We start from the raw sequence: 18,884 nt of genomic DNA, 5'->3' as shown, positions 1-18,884 counted from the left end.
CCATGCAGTTCGGACGCACCTACGAGGAGTTCGAGGTCGGGGCGGTGTACAAGCACTGGCCGGGCAAGACGGTCACCGAGTACGACGACCACCTCTTCTGCCTCCTCACCATGAACCACCACCCGCTCCACCTGGACGGCAACTACGCCGAGCGGACGACGGACTTCGGCAGGAACGTGGTGGTGGGCAACTACATCTACTCGCTCCTGCTCGGCATGTCGGTCCCGGACGTCTCCGGCAAGGCCATCGCCAACCTGGAGATCGAGTCGCTCAGGCACGTGGCGCCCACCTTCCACGGCGACACGATCTACGGCGAGACGACCGTGCTGGACAAGTGGCCGTCGAAGTCGAAGAACGACCGCGGCATCGTGCACGTGGAGACCAGGGGCTACAAGCAGGACGGCACGCAGGTCTGCGTCTTCCGCCGCAAGGTGATGGTGCCCACCGAGACGTACATCAAGGAGCGCGGCGGCGAGCAGCCCGGCCGGCCCGAGCCGAAGGAACAGGAGAAGTAGATGAGCCGCCTCGCCCAGACCCACGGCCTCACGGACATCCAGCGGGAGATCCTCTCCACCGTCCGCGACTTCGTGGACAAGGAGATCATCCCGGTCGCGACCGAGCTGGAGCACCGCGACGAGTACCCGCAGGACATCGTGGACGGGCTCAAGGAGCTGGGCCTGTTCGGCCTGATGATCCCGGAGGAGTACGGGGGCCTGGGCGAGTCGCTGCTCACCTACGCGCTGTGTGTCGAGGAGATCGCCCGGGGCTGGATGTCGGTCTCCGGCATCATCAACACGCACTTCATCGTGGCGTACATGCTCAAGCAGCACGGCACGCAGGAGCAGAAGGACCACTTCCTGCCCCGGATGGCCGCGGGCGACATCCGCGGCGCCTTCTCGATGTCGGAGCCGGCGCTGGGCTCCGACGTGTCGGCGATCTCCTCGAAGGCGGTGAAGGACGGCGAGGAGTACGTCCTGAACGGCCAGAAGATGTGGCTCACGAACGGCGGAACGTCGTCGCTGGTGGCCGTTCTGGTGAAAAGTGACGAGGGTCACCCGGACGGCACGGCGCCGCACAAGTCGATGACGACCTTCCTGGTGGAGAAGGAGCCCGGTTTCGGTGAGGTGCGGCCCGGGCTGACCATCCCCGGCAAGATCGACAAGATGGGCTACAAGGGTGTCGACACCACCGAGCTCATCATGGACGGCCTGCGCATTCCGGCCGATCGGGTGCTCGGCGGGGTCACCGGCCGAGGTTTTTACCAAATGATGGACGGCGTCGAGGTCGGCCGCGTCAATGTGGCGGCGCGTGGCTGCGGCGTCGCTCAGCGTGCCTTCGAGCTCGGCGTCCGGTACGCCCAGCAGCGTCACACTTTCGGCAAGCAGATCGCCCAGCACCAGGCCATTCAGTTCAAGCTCGCGGAGATGGCTACCAAGGTGGAGGCGGCGCATGCGATGATGGTGAACGCTGCACGCAAAAAGGATTCGGGCGAACGAAACGACCTGGAAGCGGGGATGGCCAAGTACCTCGCCTCCGAGTACTGCAAAGAGGTCGTCGAGGACGCCTTCCGGATCCACGGCGGGTACGGCTTCTCCAAGGAGTACGAGATCGAGCGCCTCTACCGCGAGGCCCCGATGCTCCTGATCGGTGAAGGCACCGCCGAGATCCAGAAAATGATCATCGGCCGCCGACTGCTCGAAGAGTATCGATTCCAGGGTTAGATGTCCGGATACGGGGTGTTTTCTTGGAGAAGAAGGTCACACCCCGTAGGCAGTGCCCGGCCGCCGACTCGGCTTCCTGGCTTACCCAGTTGCGGCGGGAAGCCGCTACGATCGCCGGAAAGCCGCCGTCCCCCGTCAGTGTGCGGCATCATCCGCTACGAAGGTCATCCATGCCCCACAGCCAAACCTCTGCATCTCGCGACAGCCTGGCCGGCGTACGCCTCGCGCGCGGAGCATCGCCGTGGCTTCTGCCGACCGTCGCCACCGCAGCCGTCAGCCTCCTGCGCGCCCGCCGTTCCGGCGCCGCCAAGGCCGTCGCCGTCCCCGCCACCGCGCTCGCGGCGGGGATGCTGTGGTTCTTCCGCGACCCCGAGCGCGAGATCACCCAGGGCCGGGTCATCTCGCCCGCCGACGGTGTGGTGCAGAGCATCATGCCGTGGAAGGACGGCCGCACCCGCGTCGCGATCTTCATGAGCCCGCTCAACGTCCACGTCAACCGCGCGCCCCTGTCGGGCACGGTCACGTCGGTCGAGCACGTGCCGGGCGGCTTCGTTCCCGCTTTCAACAAGGAGAGCGAGAACAACGAGCGCGTCGTGTGGCACTTCGACACCGAGCTCGGTGACATCGAGATGATCCAGATCGCCGGCGCGGTGGCCCGTCGCATCGTCCCGTACGTGCCGCAGGGCACGAAGGTCGAGCAGGGTGACCGGGTCGGTCTGATCCGCTTCGGCTCGCGCGTCGACCTGTACCTGCCGGAGGGCGTGGAGGTCGCGGTCGAGGTGGGGCAGAAGACGGTGGCTGGGGTGACTCGCATTGACCGTGGTTGATCCGCAGACCCAGGCCGGCTGGGTGCCCGAGGCCGACGAGGTGGACGACGAGGAGGAGATGCCTCTCTCGCTCCGCCTGTCGATAGCGGACACCCTCACCCTCGGCAACGCCACGTGCGGCTTCATGGCGGTGTACTTCACCACCACCGGCATCCTGATCCCGCACCTCATGGGCAGCGACGAGTCGGGCATGGCCCGGCACAGCGCGGCCACGGCGGTCATCCTGATGCTGTGCGCGGCGATCTTCGACCTGTTCGACGGCCTGGTGGCGCGCAAGCTGCGCAGCTCGCCGATGGGCGCCGAGCTGGACAACCTCTCCGACCTGATCAGCTTCGGGCTGGCACCGGCGTACTTCGTCCTCGTCTACGGCATGGTCGCGGACGACGCCTACCAGCGCGTGGCGGCGGTGGGGGCGATCGTGGTGCTGCTGGCGGTGGTGCTGCGGCTTGCGCGGTTCTCCTGCGTCACCGTGAAGGACGGCACGTTCCAGGGCATGCCGTCGCCGTTCGGGGCACTGACGGTGGTGTCGATCGTGCTGCTGGAGCTGCCCTTCGTGGCGACGCTGCTGGCGATCATCGGCACCGCCTGGCTGATGGTGAGCCGGGTCGAGTACCCGAAGCCGCGGGGACGGCTGGCGGTGGCGATGCTGTCGTGGATCGTGCTGTCGATGGGCCTGCTGGCCGCGTGGGCCTTCGACGCGCCGAGCGGGCAGCTGCTGCTCCAGACGGGGTGCGCGCTGCAGCTGGTCATGGGCGCGGTGATCCCGCTGTTCGCGACGGCCCGCAAGGTGAACAACTTCAGGGACAACCGGCGGGAGGCGCGAGCGGCCCAGCCGTGACGCCACCGCTGAGCAGGGCCCCGGACCCGGGTCGGGTCCGGGGCCCTGCTGTCTGTGCGCCTGCGGCCAGCCGGTGCGTGTCTGCCGGGGGCGCCGCTCCGGGCCCCGGGCCTGTGCTGCCCACCCACCGCTCACCGACCAGGGCTGGACTGGACCGGGCAGGGGACGCGACGACCCGCCCGGCGACGGAGGGCGAGGCCTTCGGGCCGAGCGGGGGGCGGGGAGTGGTGTCGGGGCAGTCCGGAAGCGAAGTCCGGGGTCGGCCACGCGGCGAGGCGCGGGGGCGAAACACCCCCACGCCTACCCCCACAGCTGCGCCTGGGCCTACGCCTACGTCAGGAAGTCCCGGGCGATCCCTTCCGCCACCCGTTCCAGGATCGGCCCGGCCTCGGCGATGCACTTCGCCACGTCCGGCTCCACGTCCGTGAGCGGATACGCCCGCCGGATCCCGGCCCGCCCCAGCACCTCCGGCGCCAGCGCCAGCCGCCCGCACACCGCGACGACCTCCTTGCCCGCTGCCCGCGCCGCCGCGGCGACACCGGCCGGGGCCTTCCCGTGCAGGGTCTGCTCGTCCAGCGAGCCCTCCCCCGTGATCACCAGGTCGGCCCGCTCCAGCGCCGGCGCGAAGCCGAGCACGTCCAGCATCACCTCGATGCCGGGCCGGAACCGCGCCCCGAGGAGCATCGCGCCGAAGCCGATCCCGCCCGCCGCGCCGGCCCCCGGCGAGGCGGCGTACTCGGCGGCCCGCGCGCCCACGGTCTCCGTCTGCTCCAGCACCTTCGCGAAGTGCGCGAGGGCCGCGTCCAGGGCCTCCACGTCCCGCGGAGAGGCGCCCTTCTGCGGGCCGTAGACCGCGGGGGCGCCCTTCGGCCCGGTCAGCGGGTTGTCGACGTCGCTCGCGAGCACCAGCTCGACGCCGGCCAGCCGCGGGTCCAGCCCCGTCAGGTCGGCCGAGGCCAGGTCGGCGAGGCCGCCCCCGCCCGGCGCGACCGGCGCACCGTCCCGGCCCGTGAACCGGGCGCCCAGCGCCGCCAGCATCCCGGCGCCGCCGTCGGTGGTGGCGCTGCCGCCGACGCCGAACACGATCGTCCGCGCCCCCGCGTCCAGCGCGGCCCGCAGCAGTTCACCGGAGCCGAACGTGGACGCCGTCAGGGGCGCGAGGACATCTTCCGGAAGCCGTTGCAGGCCACTGGCCTCGGCCATCTCCACCACCGCGGTGTCACCGCGCAGCGCGAACGCGGCCGTCACCTCGTCGCCGAGGGGCCCGGCGACCCGTACCTCCCGGCGCTCGAACCCGGCCGCGACCGCCGCGGCCACGGTGCCGTCGCCGCCGTCGGCCACGGGTAGCGCCTCGACCCGGACGTCCGGCACGACACGGCGCAGCCCGGCCGTCACCCGCTCGGCGACCTCCACGGCCGTCAGCGAACCCTTGAACTTGTCCGCGGCGACGAGCACCCGGCGGGCCCCGTCTCCTGCAGCGTCAGCCACCTTGCTCTCCCCTTGCTCTCCGAGCCTTGCGCACGTCAAGGCAGTCGCGCCGCTGCGACCATAACCGGAGGACGGCCACGCCGTCATGCCCTGCCCGCACCCTGGAACGGCCGGGGCGGGACCGGGGCTCGCTACGCTTTCGGGATGAGCACTGCTGACTACGCCGCCTACATCGCCGGGCTCCCCCGCGTCCTCGCCGGCGCCGCCGCCCTCTTCCGCGACGCCGAGGGGCGGGTCCTGCTCGTCGAGCCCAACTACCGCGAGGGATGGGTACTGCCCGGTGGCACGATCGAGTCGGAGGACGGGGAGACGCCGCGGCAGGGCGCGTGGCGGGAGACGGTCGAGGAGATCGGACTGGACGTCCGGCTCGGCCGGCTGCTCGCGGTGGACTGGGTGCACGGGACGAGCCGCCCGCCGGTCGTCGCGTACCTCTACGACGGCGGAATCCTGACCGAGGACGAGCTCAAGGCGATCCGCTTGCAGGAGGAGGAACTGCTGTCCTGGCGGCTGGTGCCGCGCGAGGAGCTGGGCGCCCACCTGCTCGGCGCGCTGCACGGCCGGGTCCTGGCCGCGCTGGACGTGCTGGCGGACGGCTCCGGGACGGCCGAGCTGGAGAACGGCGTCCGCACCGACCGATAACCGTTCGCCGCCCGCACCCCCGCGTCCTACCCTCGACCGCATGACCAGCAAGCCCCTCGTCGCCGTCCTGAGCGGTGCCGGCATCTCTACGGACTCCGGCATCCCCGACTACCGCGGGCCGAACGGGCTGTGGCGACGCGATCCGGAGGCCGAGAAGCTCGTCACCTACGAGTACTACATGGGCGACCCGGAGATCAGGCGCCGCTCCTGGCGGATGCGGCGGGAGACCGGGGCCCTGCGGGCCGAGCCGAACGCCGCGCACCGCGCGGTGGCGGAGCTGGAGCGGTCCGGGGTGCCGGTCCGGGTGATCACGCAGAACGTGGACGGCCTGCACCAGCTCGCCGGACTCTCCGCCCGCAAGGTCCTCGAACTGCACGGCACCGCACGGAGCTGGGTGTGCACCGGCTGCCACGCCCGGGGCCCCATGGAGGACGCGCTCGCCCGGGTCGACGCCGGTGAGGACGACCCGCCGTGCCTGGAGTGCGGCGGCATCCTGAAGCCGGCGACCGTGATGTTCGGCGAGCGGCTCGACCCGGTGGTGCTCGGCGAGGCGGCCGCCGTCAGCAAGGCGTGCCAGGTGTTCATCGCCGTCGGCAGCAGCCTCCAGGTGCAGCCGGCGGCCGGACTGGCCGGCGTGGCCGCCGACCACGGCGCCCGCCTGGTCGTCGTCAACGCCGAACCGACCCCGTACGACGACCTCGCCGACGAGGTCGTCCGGGAGCCGATCGGGACCGCCCTGCCCGAGCTGCTGCGCGGGCTGGCGTCCGGGAGCGACGGAGCGGGTGGCTGAGAACGTGGACGAGGAGGTCGTTCCGGTCCTGCGTGTGGCCGACGCCGCGGCGGCCGTGCGGTGGTACGCGCGGCTGGGCTTCGTCGAGCAGTGGGAGCACCGTTTCGAGCCGGGTCTGCCGGCGTTCGTGGAGGTCGCGCGGGGGCGGGTGCGGCTGTTCCTGTCGGAGCACACCGGGGACGCCCGGCCGGACACGCTGGTCTACCTGCGGGTGGCCGACGTCGACGCGGTCGCGGCGGAGTTCGGCGTACGGGTCGAGGAGGCGCCCTGGGCGCGCGAGACCGAGCTGCGCGACCCGGACGGCAACCGCCTGCGGATCGGCACACCCCGCGAGTCGCCCGGCGAGTGAGGGCGACGGTCCGCGCGGGGTGCGCGGGGTGCCCGGGGACTAGAACAGCGCCGCACCCCGCTCGAAGTCCAGCAGGCGCTGCTTGCGCTCCAGGCCGCCGCCGTAGCCGGTCAGGCCGCCGCTCGCGCCGATGACCCGGTGGCAGGGGACGATGATGCCGATCGGGTTGCGGCCGTTGGCGAGGCCCACGGCGCGGGAGGCGGTCGCGTTGCCGAGGGCGGCGGCGAGTTGGCCGTAGGTGCGGGTCTCGCCGTAGGGGATGCGGCGGAGCTGGTCCCAGACCGCGCGCTGGAACGGGGTCCCGTTCAGCCGCAGGTCGAGGGTGAAGTCCTTGAGCTCACCGGCGAAGTACGCCGTCAGCTGCTCCTCCGCCTCGGCGAACGGTCCGTCGTCGGGCGTGCCGAAGCTCTCCTCCGGCGGGCGGTGGCGCTGGTCGGTCATGTAGAGGCCGCACAGGGCGCCGTCCTCGGCGACGAGGGTGAGCGCGCCGTAGGGGCTGTCGATCACGGTGTGCTGTTTCACGGCGATTCCTCGCAGGGGTTCGTACGGTCACACGGGCAGGACGTTGATCGGGTGGCTGTCGGTCGCCCACAGGTACTGGACGGCGTACGCCCGCCAGGGTCGCCAGGCCGCCGCGCGGGCGGTGAGCGCCGCCGGTGTGGAGGGCAGGCCCAGCTCCCCGGCGGCGCGGCGGACGCCGAGGTCGGTGGGGAGGAAGGCGTCGGGGTCGCCGAGGGCGCGCATGGCGATGACGTCGGCCGTCCAGGGGCCGAAGCCGGGGAGGGCGAGGAGCCGGGCCCGGGTCTCGGCCCAGTCGGTCTCGACGCCGAGGCCGAGTGAGCCGTCGGCCAGGCGGGAGACGAGGGAGGTCAGGGTCGTGCGGCGGGTGCGGGGCATCGCCAGGGTCTGCGGGTCCACCTCCGCCAGTGCCTCCGGTGACGGGAAGAGGTGGGTCAGGCCGCCCTCGGGGTCGTCGACCGGGACGCCGTGTGCCGTGACCAGGCGGGCGGCGTGGGTGCGGGCGGCGGCGGTGGAGACCTGCTGGCCGAGCACGGCCCGTACGGCGAACTCCGCCTCGTCGACCGTGCGCGGCACGCGCCGGCCGGGCGCCTTGTCGACCAGCGGCGCGAGCAGCGGGTCGGCGCGCAGCTGGTCGTCGACGGCCGTCGGGTCGGCGTCCAGGTCGAGCAGGCGACGGCAGCGGCTGATCGCGACGGTCAGGTCGCGCAGGTCGCCGAGGGTGAGGCGGCAGGCGATGTGGTCGGGGTGGGGGGTGAGGGCCACGATGCCGTGACCGTACGGGAGGCGCAGGGTGCGGCGGTACGCGCCCTCCCGCCACTCCTCCACGCCGGGTACGGCGGTGGCGGCGAGGTGCCCGAAGAGGTTGTCGGGGTGGAGCGGGGTGCGGAACGGGAGGCGGAGGGAGAGCGTGCCGGGGGCGGCGCCCCGGGTGGCGGGGGCCGGGCGGCTCTTCGGGACGCGGGTGCGCAGCTCGCTCGGGGAGAGCGCGAAGACCTCGCGGACCGTGTCGTTGAAGGTGCGGACGGAGGAGAAGCCGGCCGCGAAGGCGACGTCCGCCATCGACAGCGGGGTCGTCTCGATGAGCAGCCGGGCGGTCTGGGCGCGCTGCGCGCGGGCGAGCGCGAGGGGTCCGGCGCCCAGCTCGGCCAGGAGCTGGCGTTCGACCTGCCGGGTGCTGTAGCCGAGCCGGGCGGCGAGGCCGGGGACGCCCTCGCGGTCCACGACGCCGTCGGCGATCAGCCGCATGGCGCGGGCGGTGAGGTCGGCGCGCAGGTTCCACTCCGGGGAGCCGGGGCTGGTGTCCGGGCGGCAGCGTTTGCACGCCCGGAAGCCGGCCTGCTGACAGGCCGCCGCGCTCGGGTGGAAGGTCATGTTCTCGGGCTTGGGCGGCACCACCGGGCAGCTGGGCCGGCAGTAGATGCGGGTCGTCAGGACGGCCGTGAAGAACCAGCCGTCGAACCGTGCGTCCTTCGACCGCACGGCGCGGACGCAGCGCTCGGTGTCGGTGTGCATTCCCGTCTGCATGCGTCCAGGATGGCCCGCCGGCCCGGTGCGGGCTGGCGGGAATCCGACATGGACGTCACTCTTCCTGGGCCGGTGCGGATCGCCACGCCGACTCGCGCAGCAGCCGCAGCCCGTTGAGACCGACCAGCACGGTCGAGCCCTCGTGCCCGGCGACGCCCAGGGGCAGCGGGAGATGTCCGATCAGGTCCCACAGCACGAGGACGGTGATGCACGTACCCGCGATGAACAGGTTCTGGACGACCAGCCCTCGGGCGCGCCGGGACAGCCGCACGACGGCGGGTACGGCCGTCAGCTCGTCGCGCACGACGACCGCGTCCGCGGTCTCCAGGGCCAGGTCGGAGCCGGCCCGGCCCATGGCGAGGCCGGCGTGCGCGGCGGCGAGCGCGGGAGCGTCGTTGACCCCGTCGCCGACGAAGAGCACCTTGCGGCCCGCCCGCTCCCACTCCCGTACGGCCTCGGCCTTGTTCTCGGGCAGCAGCTCCGCGCGGACGTCGGTGATGCCGGTCGCGGCGGCCACGCGGGCGGCGGCCGGGGCGTTGTCGCCGGTGAGCAGGGTGGGGGCGGTGCCGGTGAGGGCGGTCAGCGCGGCGGTGGCCCCGGCGGCGTCGGCGCGCAGGCGGTCGGCGAGGGCGAGGGTGCCGACCGGGGTGCCGTCGCGGGTGACCCGGACGGTGGTGTCGGCGCCCTCGGGGGTCTCGGCGCGGCCGACGTGCACGGTGCGGCCCTCGACCACGGCCGTCACACCCCGGCCCGGGGTCGCCGTGAAGTCCGCCGCGGGCGCGAGGGGCAGGTCCCGGGCGCGGGCGGCGGCCACGATCGCGCGGGCCAGCGGGTGCTCACTGGGGTGCTCGGCCGCGGCGGCGAGCGCGAGGAGGGCGTCCTCGTCGAGCCCGGATCCGGTCAGCGGGCGTACGGCGGTCACCTCGGGGGTCCCCTCGGTGAGGGTGCCGGTCTTGTCGAGGGCGGTGGTGTCGATCTCGCCGAGGCGTTCCATGGCGACCGCCGACTTCACCAGGACGCCGTGCCGGCCCGCGTTGGCGATGGCGGACAGCAGGGGCGGCATCGTCGCGAGGACCACCGCGCACGGCGAGGCGACGATCATGAAGGTCATGGCGCGCAGCAGGGCGTCCGTGAGGTCGGCGCCGAAGGCGAGCGGGATGCCGAAGACCGCGAGGGTGGCGACGACCACGCCAATCGCGTAGCGCTGCTCGATCTTCTCGATGAACAGCTGCGTCGGCGCCTTGGTGCGGGACGCCTCCTCGACCAGGGTGACGATTCGGGCGATCACCGAGTCGGCGGGGTCGCGCGCGACGCGGACGCGCAGCGCGCCGGTGCCGTTGAGGGTGCCGGCGAAGACGTCGTCGCCGGGGCGCTTGAGGACGGGGACGGACTCACCGGTGATGGTGGCCTGGTCGACCTCGCCGGTGCCGCCGACGACCGGGCCGTCGGCGCCGATCCGCTCCCCCGGACGGACCAGGATCAGGTCGCCGACGGCGAGCTCGGCGGTCGGGACGGTCTCCTCGCGTTCTCCGTCGAGGCGGGTGGCGGTGGTGGGCGCGAGGTCGAGCAGCCCGCGCACGGAGTCGGCGGTGCGGGCGGTGGCCAGGGCCTCCAGGGCGCCGGAGGTGGCGAAGATGACGATGAGCAGGGCGCCGTCGAGGACCTGCCCGATGGACGCCGCGCCCAGTGCCGCGACGATCATCAGCAGGTCGACGTCCAGGGTCTTCTCGCGCAGCGCCCGCAGGCCCTCCAGCGCGGGCTCCCAGCCGCCGGCGGCGTAGGCGAGGGCGTAGAGCGGGCCGTACGTCCAGGCGGGGGCGGAGCCGAGGTCGAGCGGGAGTGCGGCGAGGAAGGCGAGCAGCGAGGCGAGCGCCCAGCGGGCCTCGGGCAGGGCCAGGACGCGGGTGCGGCGGCGGGGGGCCCGGTGGACGGGCGCGGGGAGCCGGGTGGGGGCGAGCGTGGTGGACACGCCGGACACCATACAGGAACGAATGAAGACTCCTTCATGCGTTCATGTGTGGTGGGTAGGATGAACCGCATGGGTCACGGAGCCGCCACCACCGCGCAGGACGCCACCGCACGCGTGCGGCTGGACGCGGACAACGTCGCCAAGGTCGCCACCACGCTCCAGGCCCTGTCCACGCCCTCCCGGCTGCTGATCCTGGCCCGTCTGCGCGAAGGCCCGCTGCCCGCGACCGAATTGGCGGCGGAGGTCGGCATGGAGCAGTCGGCCTGCTCGCACCAGCTGCGGCTGCTGCGCAACCTCGGCCTCGTGGTGGGTGAGCGCCGCGGCCGGTCGGTGGTCTACGCGCTGCACGACCACCATGTCGCCGAGTTGCTCGACCAGGCCGTGTACCACGTGGAACACCTGCGGCTGGGCATCAGCGACACGGCGGAGTGAGCAGCTCCCGCATGGTCTCGGCGGCGCGTACGGCGGCGTCCGCGCAGCAGTTGTTGAAGAGCACGTGCAGCTCGTCCGCCTGCCGGGCGGCGCGTCGCAGGCGGGGTACCCAGGCGGCGAGTTCGGCGGCGGAGTAGTCGTGCCGGAAGCGCTCCTCCTTGCTCCCCCTCCCCCACGCGCGGCTGCGCCCGTGGAAGCGGACGACGGCCAGGGCCGGCCGGGTGACCGGCGCGACCGGCGGCAGGGACGCGGGCAGGTCCTGGGCCATGTCGGTGCCGACCGCCGACGCGCCCAGTGCGGACAGCAGCGCGTGGGTGGTGTCCGCCCGCCGCGGCGCCCACCACTGCGGGTGCCGGAACTCCACGGCGAGCGGCCAGCCCTCCGTGCGCCGGGCGCACGCCTCGAGCGCCGCCTCGGCATCGGGACCGGGCGCGAACCATGGCGGGAACTGGAACAGCACGGTGCCGAGCCGCCCGGCCTTGCGCAGCGGTTCGAGCGCCTCCGTGAAGCGGCTCCACACCTCGTCCAGCAGGCCCTCGCCCGCCCGTCCGCGCCTCAGGGCGGCGGGGTCGGCCCCGCGCAGGTCGGGAGGCAGCGCCTCCACGCGCGTGGGGTGGCCGGTCAGCAGGGAGAAGGCCTTGACGTCGAAACGGAACCCCTCCGGTGTGCGCTCCACCCACAGCTCGGCGTTGCGCCGGCTCGGCAACGCGTAGTAGCCGGCGTCCACTTCGACGACGGGCAGCCGCGAGGCGTAGTGCCGCAGCCGCCCCTCGGCGTCCCGTCGTCCGCGCGGGTACCAGCCGCTCGCGACCAGTTGGCGGTCCGTCCAGGAACAGGCTCCCACCAGTACGTCGTTCATGGGGGTCCGGGTTGCCCCGGACTCCCCGTTCATCCCCGGGTCATCCGGTCGCCGTGGGCCGGCGCGAGGCGGCCATCGCCTCCCCCACGTCCGTCAACGGGCGCAGCCGGTAGGTGTAGGAGTAGTCCCGGTCGGCGAACAGCTTGAACTCGTCGTGCGTGTGCGCGCCCCAGCTGTTGTCACCGCCGACCCCCATCTGCCGGTGGTTCAGCCTCAGGACGACGGCGTCCCGCGGGGTGAGCTGGTAGTCGTGCCGCGCCCCCGCCGACAGGTCCTCCGGCGTGAAGTGGGACGCGTTGGCCTCCAGCAGGGGCTCACCCGAGGCGAGCAGGCCGACGCCGTGGCGGTCGGTGAGGGCGATCCAGCGGACGTCGGTCTTGTTGCCGTTCTCCTGCGGGCGGATGTACGGCGTCCACTGCTCGGCGACGGTCCCGGAGTAGAGGCCGACGTCGGTGCCGGTGTTGCGGTCCCAGTGGTTCTCCTCGGGGCCCCGGCCGTAGTAGTGCAGCCGGTCCAGGCCACGCGGCAGGAACAGCAGGGTGCCGACCTCGGGGATGTACGGCAGGTTCGCGGCGCCCGGGTGCAGGGTGTTGTCGACCTTGATCTCGCCGTTGCCGAACACCGTGTACGTGGTGGTGTACGTCGACTCCACGGTGGTGGGCAGGGTGCCGGCGACCTCGATGACGACGGCCCGGTCGCCCAGGGTGCGCACGGTGACGTCCGTGACCTTCCGCCGGGCACCGGCGTCGCGCCAGGTCTGGTTGCGGGTGTGCTGGCCGTTGCCGTGATCGTTGTCGGTGGGCGCGCGCCAGAAGTTGGGCACGGGCCCGGAGGTGATCAGCCGCCTGCCCTTCGCCTCGTACGAGGTGAGGGTGCCGGCGCGCTTGTCGACGGTCACCGAGAAGCCCCGGCCGTCGACCGTGACCTCGTCGTCGCCGTCCCGGTGGCGCAGGGCCGGCACCCGGTCCAGCGGCACGGGCGTCACGACGCGGACGTCGGCGTCGAGGGCGAGCTGCGCACGGGCCACCTCGAAGCCCGCCTTCGCCCAGGGTGCGGATTCCTTGGTGGTGAAGGACAGCTGGAGGAAGTACTCGGTGCCGGGCGCCGGGTCGTCCGGCAGCCGTACGGGCACCGTGATGTCCTTGCTGGACAGCGGTTCCACGTCCAGCTGCCGGCGGGTGAGCCGTCCGCGCCGCACCGTCTCGCCGTCGGCGACGAGTTCCCAGTGGCCGTCGAACTCGCGCAGGTTGGTGAAGAGGTACTCGTTGACGAGCGTGACCGCGCCCGCCTCCCCGGGGCGGGGCTCGACGCCGACGGCCTGGTAGACGCGTTTGACCTCGGCGGCCTTGCCGGTGTGGCCGCGGTCGGCGAGGACGACGCCGTCGGCGACGAAGCAGCCGTCGTTGGGGTTGTCGCCCCAGTCGCCGCCGTAGGCGAAGAAGTTCTTCTCCTTCGGCCGCTTCCGCTCGACCTCCACGGTCTGCGCGTCGAACCAGAACCGCACCCCCTCGTCGCCGGGGCCCCGGTCGTCCTCGGCCAGTTCGGCGGCGGTGAGGGCGCGGGCGTGGACGCGGGCGCGGCGGATGGTGCCGCTGAACTCGCGGACCTGGTTGTCGGCGTCGGTGGCGAGGGCCAGGGAGGCCGTGTTGCCGGTGGGCCGGCGGTCGGTGGTGCGGGTCGCCCGCACCTCTCCGTCGACGTGGAGGGTGAGGGTGCCGGCCTGGGCGTCGAAGACGCCCGCGATGTGGTGCTCGCGGCCGGTCCAGTCCTCCGGCACCGTCCAGGTCGCGGTGATCCACTGGCCGCCGGAGTGGATGAAGAACTCCAGCGTCCGGTCGTTCTGCTTCAGCGCGTACTGGGTGTCGCCCTTGGTGAGGATCGGCTGGTGGTAGCCGGTCACGTGCGGGGTGACCCAGGCCTCCAGCGTCAGCGAGCCGGTGAGGTCGAGGCCCTCGTCGCGGGCGAAGACCGTGCCGCCGGACAGGCCCTTGCCGCGCTCGAAGGTGCCGGAGGCGCCGAGGATCTCGCCGCGCAGCCCGTACGGCCCCGCCTCGGTCAGCAGGGTGCGCTCCGGGACCGGCCAGGTCAGCGACTGGTCGACGAAGTCCCAGATCCAGCCGCCCTGGAGCACGTCGTGGGCGCGGACGACGTCCCAGTACTTCTTGAAGTTGCCGGTGGAGTTCCCCATCGAGTGGGCGTACTCGATCATCACGTACGGGCGGGTGTCGGAGGTGTCCTTGGCCCGTTGCTCGACGCGTTGCGGGGTGTCGTACATCTCCGAGCGGATGTCGCTGATGCCGGGGCGGTCGTCGCCCTCGTACTGGATGACGCGGGTGGGGTCGTAGGAGCGGATCCAGTCGTGCATGGCGGTGAAGGTGCTGCCGCCGCCCGCCTCGTTGCCGAGCGACCAGATGACGACGGACGCGTGGTTCTTGTCGCGGTGCACCATGTTCTGGGCGCGGGCCACGCAGGCCTCGGTCCACTCGGGGTGGTCGCCGGGGTACTCCTCGCGGATGCCGTGGGTCTCCAGGTTGGTCTCGTCGACGAGGTAGAGGCCGTACTCGTCGGCGAGTTCGTACCACAGCGGGTTGTTCGGGTAGTGCGAGGTGCGGACGCTGTTCATGTTGAGCCGCTTGATGATCCTGATGTCCTCGACCAGGTCCTCGCGGCTGAGGGCCGTGCCCCGGTCCGGGTGCATCTCGTGCCGGTTGGTGCCGCGGAAGGAGACGGGCCTGCCGTTGATGCGCATCAGCCCGTCCTTGAGCGCGAACTCGCGGAAGCCGACCCGGTGGGACAGGGTCTCCACGACCTTCCCCGCGGGGTCCCGCAGGCGCAGGACGGCCGTGTAGAGGTTCGGGTGCTCGGCCGACCACAGCCTGGGCCTCGGTACGGCCTTCGCGGCCCGGACGGTGACGTCCTGGCCGGCGCCGACGGTGCCGAGGTCGGCGGCCTGCTGGAGCGGGCGGGACCAGACGGCGTGGCCGCGCGCGTCGTAGAGCTGGGTCTCCACGGTGTACCGGCCCGCGCCTGCGCCCTCGCCGTAGGCCCGTACGCTCGCGGTGACCGCCAGCTCGGCGTCGGTGTACGTGTCGTCCAGCGGGGTGTCCAGCTTGAAGTCCCGCAGGTGCACGGCCGGCGTGGAGTACAGGTAGACCGAGCGGAAGATGCCGCTCAGCCGGATCATGTCCTGGTCCTCCAGCCAGTCGCCGTCGGCGTAGCGGTAGACCTCCACGGCGATCTGGTTGGTGCCGGGCTTCAGGTGGTCGGTGATGTCGTACTCGGAGGGTGTGTAGGAGTCCTCGTCGTAGCCGACCAGTTCGCCGTTGATCCACACGTAGTGGGCGGACTTGACGCCCTCGAAGTGGAGGAAGGTGCGGCGGCCGTCCCAGTCGCGGGGGACGGTGAAGGTGCGCCGGTACTGGCCGACCGGGTTGTAGCGGGTCGGCGCGGTGGGGGGCTGCGGGTCCTCGCCGCGGCCGTTGGGGCCCCAGTAGGGGTACGTGATGTTCAGGTAGATCGGGAAGTCGTGGCCGTGCAGCTGCCACACGGACGGCACCGGGACGCTCTCCCAGTCGCCGTCGTCGGTGTCGGTGCGGTGGAAGTCGGCGTCCCGGTCCTCGGGGCGGTCGGCGTAGGCGAACTTCCAGGTGCCGTCGAGGCTCATCCGGTACGGCGAGCGGGTCCGGTCTGCGGCGAGGGCCGCTCTCACGTCCGCGTACGGCATGAGCGTGGTGTGCGGCGGCTCGGTGCCGAGCCGGAAGACGCCGAAGTCCTCCCACTCCGGGGGCTCGTCGGCCGCCGCCCGCGGGCCGGCCGCGCGCGCCGCGACGGGCGGGGCGGACAGGGCGAGCGCGCCGAGGACGGCGGCGCCGCCCTCCAGGAGGCGTCGGCGGCTGACGAGCGGGCGGGGGCGGGGGGCCGGGAGTGCGGCGGGTGACACGGGCGGGTGCGGCATGACCGTGGCCTTCCGTGGGCTTCGGGGGCGGCTCAACACACGGTGCTGTGACAGCAGTTGAGGTGGGAATGGGGCACAACTGCCGGTGACGCGGCGACTACTGAGTCAGGCACACCCTAGGACCCGAACACAACCGAATCAATTACCCCGTCGGACTTTGTTGGTTCCTGAGAGGCAACGGCAGGGCTGCGCTCCGGACACGCGGCCCGCGCGAGACCGGCCACAGGGTGGGCACGGTCGGCACGCACCCGCTCCGGCGTCGTCAGGAGCGCGCCAGAGCGGCCCATTCGACGGTGCGGTCGCACCAGCGGTCGAGGAGGACGCGGTCGTGCCCGACGGCCAGCAGGCCCGCGCCGGTGGCGGCGCGGTAGTCCTCCACCACCCGGACCAGGGCGGCGGTGGTCGAGGCGTCGAGCATCGCCGTCATCTCGTCGCACACCAGCCAGCGCGGGCGCAGCACCAGGGCGCGGGCGAGGCAGGCGCGTTGCAGCTGCCCGTCGCTGACCTCGTGCGGACGCCTGCCCAGCAGGTCGGTGGTCAGCCCCACGGTGGCGGCCAGTTCACGGACCCGGTCGGCGATCCCCGCCCGGCGGCCGGTGGCGCGCAGGGGTTCGGCGATCAGGTCGGTGAGGGCGAGCCGGGGGTCGGCGGAGAGCCGGGCCTGCTGAAAGACGACACCGAAGGCGGTGCGCTGCTCACGCGGGGCTCGGTGGCGCCAGCGCCGTACAGGGGTGCCGTCGACCACCAGGGTGCCGGCGTCGGGGTGGTGCAGCAGGGCCGCCACCCGCGCGAGGGTGGACTTGCCGCAGCCGCTCGGGCCGAGCAGTCCGACGGCCTCCCCGGGCGCGACCGACAGGGAAATCCCCCGGATCACGGGCGTGTTCCTGTCGTACCCGGCGGTGATGTCGGTCAGTTCAAGCACGGTCGGCGGCCTCCGTGAGCACGGCGTGCGGGTGATGACAGGCGACCGTGCCGGTCAGCTGCGGGAGCGTGGCGCAGGAATCCGACGCCCGCTCGCAGCGGACGGCGAAGGCGCAGCCGTCGGGGAGGGCGCCGAGTTCGGGCGGCAGCCCGGGGATGGGGGTGAACGCCCGCTCGGGCAGGGCGTCCAGCAGCCCACGGCTGTAGGGGTGGCGGGGGCCGGGCGTGCCGAAGAAGTCGGCGGCGTCGGCCAGTTCGACGATGCGCCCCGCGTACATGACGGCGATCCGGTCGGCGATGCGTTCGGCGGCGGCCAGGTCGTGGGTGATCATCAGCAGGGCCCGGTGACCGTCCGGGCCGCCGGCCTTGCCGAGCGGGCCGTCGGCCTTGCCGGGGTGGGTGGTGCCGCGGACGGTGCGGGTGGTTTCACGGACGGTGCGGGGGTTGTCCCGGATGTCTCCGGTGGTGTCGCGGATGTCTCCGGTGGCGTCGCGGGAGTCTCCGGTGGTGTCGCGGATGTCTCCGGTGGCGTCGCGCACGTTGTCGACATGTCGTCGTAGCTCGTCGACCGTCCGGTCCACGAGGTCCCGGTCGAGTCCGGTGGTCGGCTCGTCGGCGAGCAGCAGCGGGGCGTCGCCGACCAGGGCCAGGGCGGTGGCCGCACGTTGGGCGAGGCCGCCGGAGAGTTCGTGCGGATGGTGGTCGAGGTGGTCCGAGGGGAACGCGGCCCGCTCGGCGGCGGCCTCCGCGGCCTCGCGCAGGGCCGCTCGGCCGCGGACCGCGGTGAGTTGCGCGACCGTCTCCTCCAGCTGGGAGCGGATCGTGCGGACCGGGGTGAGGTGGGCGGCCGGGCTCTGCGGAACGAGGCCGATCAGCCGGCCCCGTACGGTGCGGGCGAAGGTCCGCTCGTCGGCGGTGAGCAGGTCCAGCTCGCCGAGCAGCGCACTGCCCGCGATCCGCGCGTTGCCGGGCAGCAGGCCGAGCAGGGCGGAGGCGAGGACGGACTTGCCGCAGCCGCTCTCGCCGATCAGGGCCAGGCACTCGCCGGCCGCCACGTCGAAGTGGGCGTCGGTGACGGCGGCGACGCTCCGCCCGCCCGGCATCAGGAAACGCACCGACAGACCGCGTACGGACAGCACGGGGGCTCGCTCGGTCACAGCATCAGCTCCGATCGGCGGCGGGGGTTGATCCGCTCCCGCCAGGCGCCCGCGAGACCGGCGACGGCCAGCGTCGGGACGATGATGAACAGGCCCGGGAAGAGGGTGGGCCACCAGTGCCCGGCGAGCAACGACCCCCGCGCCTCCTGGATCAGGTTGCCGAGGCTCGCGGTGTGGGTGGGCAGCCCCAGCCCGAGGAAGGACAGCGCGGACTCGTGCCACATGGCGTGCGGCACCATCAGTACGGCGGCCAGCGCGGCCTGGGGCAGCACGCCCGGCAGCAGGTGCCGTACCGCCACCCGCCACCGGGAGGCACCGCCCGAGACGGCCGCGTCGACATAGGGCCGCGACCGCAGGGACAGCACCTCGGCGCGGACGATGCGCGCGGTGGACAGCCAGTGGGTCAGCGCGACGGAGACCACCACCGGCCAGACGCCCGGCCGGAACATCGCGACGATGAAGATGCCGAGCAGCAGGTGGGGCACGGAGGCGATGGTGTCGACGACCCGCATGACGCCGCGGTCGACCCAGCCGCCCAGCACTCCGGCGGTGGCGCCCACGGCGGTGCCGACCACCGTCGCGGTCAGGGCCGCCGCCACCCCGACGAGCAGGGAGACGCGCAGGCCGTAGACACAGCGCAGCAGCAGGTCGCGGCCGACGTCGTCGGTGCCGAACGGGTGCGCCCAGCTCGGTGGCCGCAACTTCGCGGCGAGGTCGACGGCCTGCTGGTCGAGCTGGACCAGCGGCGGCACGAGCAGCACCGCGAGGACGGTCACGGCCAGCAGCGCGGCGGAGGTGCGCAGGCGCAGGGTGCGGGTGGAGCGGCGGTCGGTGCCGTGGGTCCGCCACACGGTGGGCCGTGCCGTCTTCTCGGCTGTGATCTCAGCCATGGG

General features: G+C 72.9%; 17 protein-coding genes. 8 read left to right on the top strand and 9 right to left on the bottom strand.

Annotated elements, in window-relative coordinates; all coding sequences use genetic code 11:
- The first annotated feature begins 2 nt into the window (after positions 1-2).
- From SAM23877_RS28805 to pssA, 4 genes are all read left to right on the top strand, one after another.
- Positions 3-515 (top strand): MaoC family dehydratase, encoded by a 513-nt coding sequence (locus tag SAM23877_RS28805; protein ID WP_053139377.1) that lies wholly within the window; start codon positions 3-5, stop codon positions 513-515.
- Positions 516-1,721 carry an acyl-CoA dehydrogenase family protein gene (locus SAM23877_RS28800; RefSeq protein ID WP_053139375.1) on the top strand — a complete coding sequence of 402 codons (1,206 nt, stop codon included), beginning with the start codon at positions 516-518 and terminating at the stop codon, positions 1,719-1,721.
- 170 nt (positions 1,722-1,891) lie between these two features.
- Positions 1,892-2,548 carry a phosphatidylserine decarboxylase gene (locus SAM23877_RS28795; RefSeq protein WP_053139373.1) on the top strand — a complete coding sequence of 219 codons (657 nt, stop codon included), beginning with the start codon at positions 1,892-1,894 and terminating at the stop codon, positions 2,546-2,548.
- 22 nt (positions 2,549-2,570) lie between these two features.
- On the top strand, positions 2,571-3,386 hold the full coding sequence (gene pssA / locus SAM23877_RS28790; protein ID WP_053142982.1) for a CDP-diacylglycerol--serine O-phosphatidyltransferase: 816 nt from the start codon (positions 2,571-2,573) through the stop codon (positions 3,384-3,386).
- 330 nt (positions 3,387-3,716) lie between these two features.
- On the opposite strand, the gene SAM23877_RS28785 is transcribed toward pssA, so the two are convergent.
- On the bottom strand, positions 3,717-4,841 hold the full coding sequence (locus SAM23877_RS28785; RefSeq protein WP_053139371.1) for a glycerate kinase: 1,125 nt from the start codon (positions 4,839-4,841) through the stop codon (positions 3,717-3,719).
- 177 nt (positions 4,842-5,018) lie between these two features.
- Here SAM23877_RS28785 and SAM23877_RS28780 point away from each other — a divergent pair, with 177 nt between their 5' ends.
- Genes SAM23877_RS28780 through SAM23877_RS28770 form a run of 3 tightly spaced genes read left to right on the top strand, consistent with a single transcriptional unit; the run spans position 5,019 to position 6,652 of the window.
- Positions 5,019-5,513 (top strand): NUDIX domain-containing protein, encoded by a 495-nt coding sequence (locus tag SAM23877_RS28780; protein ID WP_053139369.1) that lies wholly within the window; start codon positions 5,019-5,021, stop codon positions 5,511-5,513.
- Between the two features lie 40 nt (positions 5,514-5,553).
- The gene (locus tag SAM23877_RS28775) at positions 5,554-6,303 is read left to right on the top strand and encodes an SIR2 family NAD-dependent protein deacylase (protein WP_053139367.1); all 750 of its coding nucleotides are present in this window, start codon (positions 5,554-5,556) and stop codon (positions 6,301-6,303) included.
- A 4-nt stretch (positions 6,304-6,307) separates the two neighbouring features.
- Positions 6,308-6,652, top strand: a complete 345-nt coding sequence (locus SAM23877_RS28770) for a glyoxalase superfamily protein (protein WP_053142980.1) — start codon at positions 6,308-6,310, stop codon at positions 6,650-6,652.
- Between the two features lie 39 nt (positions 6,653-6,691).
- Here SAM23877_RS28770 and SAM23877_RS28765 read toward each other — a convergent pair whose 3' ends face one another.
- From SAM23877_RS28765 to SAM23877_RS28755, 3 genes are read right to left on the bottom strand one after another with little or no spacing between them, the layout of a single operon-like run.
- The gene (locus SAM23877_RS28765) at positions 6,692-7,174 is read right to left on the bottom strand and encodes a methylated-DNA--[protein]-cysteine S-methyltransferase (protein WP_053139365.1); all 483 of its coding nucleotides are present in this window, start codon (positions 7,172-7,174) and stop codon (positions 6,692-6,694) included.
- 27 nt (positions 7,175-7,201) lie between these two features.
- A complete protein-coding gene (locus SAM23877_RS28760; RefSeq protein ID WP_280518082.1) occupies positions 7,202-8,698 on the bottom strand; it encodes an AlkA N-terminal domain-containing protein in 1,497 nt (498 codons plus the stop codon).
- 55 nt (positions 8,699-8,753) lie between these two features.
- A complete protein-coding gene (locus SAM23877_RS28755) occupies positions 8,754-10,679 on the bottom strand; it encodes a heavy metal translocating P-type ATPase (protein ID WP_174532262.1) in 1,926 nt (641 codons plus the stop codon).
- 57 nt (positions 10,680-10,736) lie between these two features.
- On the opposite strand from SAM23877_RS28755, the gene SAM23877_RS28750 reads away from it, so the two are divergent.
- Positions 10,737-11,099, top strand: a complete 363-nt coding sequence (locus tag SAM23877_RS28750; RefSeq protein ID WP_053142976.1) for an ArsR/SmtB family transcription factor — start codon at positions 10,737-10,739, stop codon at positions 11,097-11,099.
- Here the strand turns inward: SAM23877_RS28750 and SAM23877_RS28745 are convergent.
- From SAM23877_RS28745 to SAM23877_RS28725, 5 genes are all read right to left on the bottom strand, one after another.
- Complete coding sequence (locus SAM23877_RS28745) at positions 11,080-11,958, bottom strand: DUF72 domain-containing protein (protein WP_053139361.1); 879 nt, start codon at positions 11,956-11,958, stop codon at positions 11,080-11,082. The genes SAM23877_RS28750 and SAM23877_RS28745 overlap by 20 nt on opposite strands.
- Positions 11,959-11,998: 40 nt before the next feature.
- Complete coding sequence (locus SAM23877_RS28740; RefSeq protein ID WP_053139359.1) at positions 11,999-15,913, bottom strand: glycoside hydrolase family 2 TIM barrel-domain containing protein; 3,915 nt, start codon at positions 15,911-15,913, stop codon at positions 11,999-12,001.
- Between the two features lie 262 nt (positions 15,914-16,175).
- The gene (locus SAM23877_RS28735) at positions 16,176-16,835 is read right to left on the bottom strand and encodes an ABC transporter ATP-binding protein (protein ID WP_053139357.1); all 660 of its coding nucleotides are present in this window, start codon (positions 16,833-16,835) and stop codon (positions 16,176-16,178) included.
- Positions 16,828-17,991 (bottom strand): ABC transporter ATP-binding protein, encoded by a 1,164-nt coding sequence (locus SAM23877_RS41450; RefSeq protein WP_053139355.1) that lies wholly within the window; start codon positions 17,989-17,991, stop codon positions 16,828-16,830. Before SAM23877_RS41450 ends, SAM23877_RS28735 begins: the two co-directional genes overlap by 8 nt.
- Positions 17,988-18,881, bottom strand: a complete 894-nt coding sequence (locus SAM23877_RS28725; RefSeq protein ID WP_053139353.1) for an ABC transporter permease — start codon at positions 18,879-18,881, stop codon at positions 17,988-17,990. The genes SAM23877_RS41450 and SAM23877_RS28725 overlap by 4 nt, the downstream gene beginning before the upstream one ends.
- Between the last annotated feature and the right edge of the window lie 3 nt (positions 18,882-18,884).

This window comes from Streptomyces ambofaciens ATCC 23877 (assembly GCF_001267885.1).
Lineage (GTDB): Bacteria > Actinomycetota > Actinomycetes > Streptomycetales > Streptomycetaceae > Streptomyces > Streptomyces ambofaciens.
The sequence above is the reverse complement of the archived record's forward strand: the minus strand, read 5'-3'. Positions and strand labels throughout refer to the sequence as shown.